Raw genomic sequence first — 1,324 nt, 5'->3', positions numbered from 1 at the left:
GCATACAGGTGTAGCCAATCACTCGGCCTTCCCTGCGCAGTGGGTTGACGGCTTATGCCGTGCTCTCCCGGGAGCCGAGTTCCTTCTGGCCTCCCTCGCCCCGCGAATTGAYGATGCCGTCCGCCCGGTTGGGCTCGCGAACATCTCCGCGACAGGCTTGACCGTAGCAACGACGGCCAGGACCACACGGTTTTGCCGTACGCGCGGCYCRCTTGTTCGCCGCATTATCCTCCGGCGTTGTCGACGTTGCCGGAAGAATGCTGGCGAGACGAACCTTTCAGCGCCGCTCATCCGCACGCGGTTTCGRGCTCACAGGGACTACCCGCCCTGCCCGCACCYTTTCGTGCCGACGCTGCCGCGTCCACCGCAACCCGGCTCRCGACAMATGACGACACAAGATCGCCCCTCAAGGTCAAGCCGGGATGGGCRACACATACGCCATTTCCGAATTTCGGTAAAGTGGAATATTTTTGCGACGACGGCTCGACCGCCTCGCAGGTGTTTTGCCCGACGGGTCGCGACATGCCGTGGCGCACCGCCTGCAAGCGTTTCAAATTGTCAAAACGCGCTTTGAACCATTCCAAAATCGCTCACCGCGGATTCAAGCAATTCTATTTTGCGCGTGTGGAGTTTCCGTCGCTGCACCAATAGAAGTCCGCATCGATCAACGCGCGTCAGCATGCAGCAACGCGCGTTCGTGCCGATATCAGTGCGAACGGAATTGGGAATCATCGTCGGTGGGAATTGCTTCGTTTGAGAGGAGACATCGCTGGCTTGAAACCACAGCCGCGATCAACGTAACGCTGTTTGGTTCGGTCCTGTTCGGATCCGTCATGCCTTCCCAAGCACAGACCAGCAACCTGCCGCCGGTCACCGTCGAGGCGCCGACCCCGCCGAAGACCCGCAGCACCGCCGCGTCCAATCAGCGCACACGGTCGTCGCGTGCGGCCGCGGCGAACCGGCGCGCCAATTTGGCGGCCGATCGGAATCCGGCTCCGCAAGCGGCAGGACGCGCAGCTGGAGCGWCAACCGGTTATGTCGCGACCACCAGCTCCGCCGGCACCAAGACCAACACGCCGTTGCTCGAAACGCCGCAGTCGCTCTCGGTCGTGACCAGGAAGGAGCTGGAAGATCGCAACGTCCAGACGCTCAAGGACGCCGTCAACTACACGCCCGGCGTCACGACTTCGGCGTTCGGCTACGATCCTCGCTTCGACAGCTTCTCGATTCGCGGCTTCGACGTGACTTACACCGGCATCTATCGGGATGGCCTGCGTCAGGGCGGCGGCAACTTCGCCATTCCCAAGATCGAGCCCTATGGGCT

At 62.1% G+C, this 1,324-nt stretch carries 1 protein-coding gene; it reads left to right on the top strand.

Annotated elements, in window-relative coordinates; translation table 11 throughout:
• Positions 1-833: 833 nt before the first annotated feature.
• The coding region (locus ACXJL8_RS41320; protein WP_456687063.1) for a TonB-dependent receptor plug domain-containing protein at positions 834-1,324 on the top strand (491 nt) is incomplete at its 3' end.

It is taken from the genome of Bradyrhizobium sp. P5_C11_2, from assembly GCF_054049755.1.
This window is presented reverse-complemented; position numbering and strand designations above follow the sequence as displayed.